Consider the following 3,355-nt stretch of genomic DNA (forward strand, 5'->3'; position numbering starts at 1 on the left):
TAGGTCTGTAGCTCAGTTGGTTAGAGCGCACCCCTGATAAGGGTGAGGTCGGCAGTTCAAATCTGCCCAGACCTACCAATTGCTTGGTGCAGAAGAATACGGGGCCATAGCTCAGCTGGGAGAGCGCCTGCCTTGCACGCAGGAGGTCAGCGGTTCGATCCCGCTTGGCTCCACCACTCTCTCGTGTTGCGGTGAGTGTTAAAGAGTTCAGAAATGAGCGCTTCAGGGTAGCCCTGATGAGTGCTGATTTCTGGTCTTTTGACCGGTACGAATATCGTTCTTTAAAAATTTGGATATGTGATAGAAGTGACTGATTAATTGCTTTCACTGGCAATTGATCTGGTCAAGGTAAAATTTGTAGTTCTCAAGACGCAAATTTTCGGCGAATGTCGTCTTCACGATTGAGACAGTAACCAGATTGCTTGGGGTTATATGGTCAAGTGAAGAAGCGCATACGGTGGATGCCTTGGCAGTCAGAGGCGATGAAAGACGTGGTAGCCTGCGAAAAGCTTTGGGGAGTCGGCAAACAGACTGTGATCCAGAGATCTCTGAATGGGGGAACCCACCCGGCATAAGCCGGGTATCTTGTACTGAATCCATAGGTGCAAGAGGCGAACCAGGGGAACTGAAACATCTAAGTACCCTGAGGAAAAGAAATCAACCGAGATTCCCTAAGTAGTGGCGAGCGAACGGGGACTAGCCCTTAAGTTGATTTGAGTGTAGTGGAAGGCTCTGGAAAGTGCCGCCGTAGTGGGTGATAGCCCCGTACACGAAACGCTCTTATCAATGAAATCGAGTAGGACGGGGCACGAGAAACCTTGTCTGAACATGGGGGGACCATCCTCCAAGGCTAAATACTACTGACTGACCGATAGTGAACCAGTACCGTGAGGGAAAGGCGAAAAGAACCCCGGAGAGGGGAGTGAAATAGAACCTGAAACCGTATGCGTACAAGCAGTGGGAGCCTACTTTGTTGGGTGACTGCGTACCTTTTGTATAATGGGTCAGCGACTTATATTCAGTGGCGAGCTTAACCGAATAGGGGAGGCGTAGCGAAAGCGAGTCTTAATAGGGCGCTTTAGTCGCTGGGTATAGACCCGAAACCGGGCGATCTATCCATGGGCAGGTTGAAGGTTAGGTAACACTGACTGGAGGACCGAACCGACTACCGTTGAAAAGTTAGCGGATGACCTGTGGATCGGAGTGAAAGGCTAATCAAGCTCGGAGATAGCTGGTTCTCCTCGAAAGCTATTTAGGTAGCGCCTCGTGTATCACTGCTGGGGGTAGAGCACTGTTTCGGCTAGGGGGTCATCCCGACTTACCAAACCGATGCAAACTCCGAATACCAGCAAGTGTCAGCACGGGAGACACACGGCGGGTGCTAACGTCCGTCGTGAAAAGGGAAACAACCCAGACCGTCAGCTAAGGTCCCAAAGTTATGGTTAAGTGGGAAACGATGTGGGAAGGCTTAGACAGCTAGGAGGTTGGCTTAGAAGCAGCCATCCTTTAAAGAAAGCGTAATAGCTCACTAGTCGAGTCGGCCTGCGCGGAAGATGTAACGGGGCTCAAACCATACACCGAAGCTACGGGTTCATCCTTTGGATGAGCGGTAGAGGAGCGTTCTGTAAGCCTGTGAAGGTGAGTTGAGAAGCTTGCTGGAGGTATCAGAAGTGCGAATGCTGACATGAGTAACGACAATGCGAGTGAAAAACTCGCACGCCGAAAGACCAAGGTTTCCTGCGCAACGTTAATCGACGCAGGGTTAGTCGGCCCCTAAGGCGAGGCAGAAATGCGTAGTCGATGGGAAACGGGTTAATATTCCCGTACTTCTAGTTACTGCGATGGAGGGACGGAGAAGGCTAGGCCAGCACGGCGTTGGTTGTCCGTGTTTAAGGTGGTAGGCTGAGATCTTAGGTAAATCCGGGATCTTAAGGCCGAGAACTGATGACGAGCGTTCTTTTAGAATGCGAAGTGGTTGATGCCATGCTTCCAGGAAAAGCTTCTAAGCTTCAGGTAACTAGGAACCGTACCCCAAACCGACACAGGTGGTTAGGTAGAGAATACCAAGGCGCTTGAGAGAACTCGGGTGAAGGAACTAGGCAAAATGGCACCGTAACTTCGGGAGAAGGTGCGCCGGTGAGGGTGAAGTATTTACTACGTAAGCCCATGCCGGTCGAAGATACCAGGCCGCTGCGACTGTTTATTAAAAACACAGCACTCTGCAAACACGAAAGTGGACGTATAGGGTGTGACGCCTGCCCGGTGCCGGAAGGTTAATTGATGGGGTTAGCGCAAGCGAAGCTCTTGATCGAAGCCCCGGTAAACGGCGGCCGTAACTATAACGGTCCTAAGGTAGCGAAATTCCTTGTCGGGTAAGTTCCGACCTGCACGAATGGCGTAACGATGGCGGCGCTGTCTCCACCCGAGACTCAGTGAAATTGAAATCGCTGTGAAGATGCAGTGTATCCGCGGCTAGACGGAAAGACCCCGTGAACCTTTACTATAGCTTTGCACTGGACTTTGAGCTTGCTTGTGTAGGATAGGTGGGAGGCTTTGAAGTGGGGACGCCAGTTCTCATGGAGCCAACCTTGAAATACCACCCTGGCAACCTTGAGGTTCTAACTCTGGTCCGTTATCCGGATCGAGGACAGTGTATGGTGGGTAGTTTGACTGGGGCGGTCTCCTCCCAAAGAGTAACGGAGGAGTACGAAGGTGCGCTCAGACCGGTCGGAAATCGGTCGTAGAGTATAAAGGCAAAAGCGCGCTTGACTGCGAGACAGACACGTCGAGCAGGTACGAAAGTAGGTCTTAGTGATCCGGTGGTTCTGTATGGAAGGGCCATCGCTCAACGGATAAAAGGTACTCCGGGGATAACAGGCTGATACCGCCCAAGAGTTCATATCGACGGCGGTGTTTGGCACCTCGATGTCGGCTCATCACATCCTGGGGCTGAAGCCGGTCCCAAGGGTATGGCTGTTCGCCATTTAAAGTGGTACGCGAGCTGGGTTTAGAACGTCGTGAGACAGTTCGGTCCCTATCTGCCGTGGACGTTTGAGATTTGAGAGGGGCTGACCTTAGTACGAGAGGACCGGGTTGGACGAACCTCTGGTGTTCCGGTTGTCACGCCAGTGGCATTGCCGGGTAGCTATGTTCGGAAAAGATAACCGCTGAAAGCATCTAAGCGGGAAACTTGCCTCAAGATGAGATCTCACTGGGACCTTGAGTCCCCTAAAGGGCCGTCGAAGACTACGACGTTGATAGGTTGGGTGTGTAAGCGCTGTGAGGCGTTGAGCTAACCAATACTAATTGCCCGTGAGGCTTGACCATATAACACCCAAACAATCTGCGAAGGCAT

The 3,355-nt window shown here is 51.8% G+C and carries 2 tRNA genes and 1 rRNA gene; all 3 read left to right on the plus strand.

The window, feature by feature from the left end:
• The first annotated feature begins 1 nt into the window (after nucleotide 1).
• Nucleotides 2-78 (plus strand) — tRNA-Ile (locus BLR77_RS24745).
• A gap of 22 nt (nucleotides 79-100) precedes the next feature.
• A tRNA-Ala gene (locus tag BLR77_RS24750) sits at nucleotides 101-176 on the plus strand.
• Nucleotides 177-434: 258 nt separating this feature from the next.
• A 23S ribosomal RNA gene (locus tag BLR77_RS24755) occupies nucleotides 435-3,327 on the plus strand.
• Nucleotides 3,328-3,355 lie beyond the last annotated feature (28 nt).

It is taken from the genome of Ectopseudomonas alcaliphila (genome assembly GCF_900101755.1).
GTDB classification, from domain to species: domain Bacteria; phylum Pseudomonadota; class Gammaproteobacteria; order Pseudomonadales; family Pseudomonadaceae; genus Aquipseudomonas; species Aquipseudomonas alcaliphila.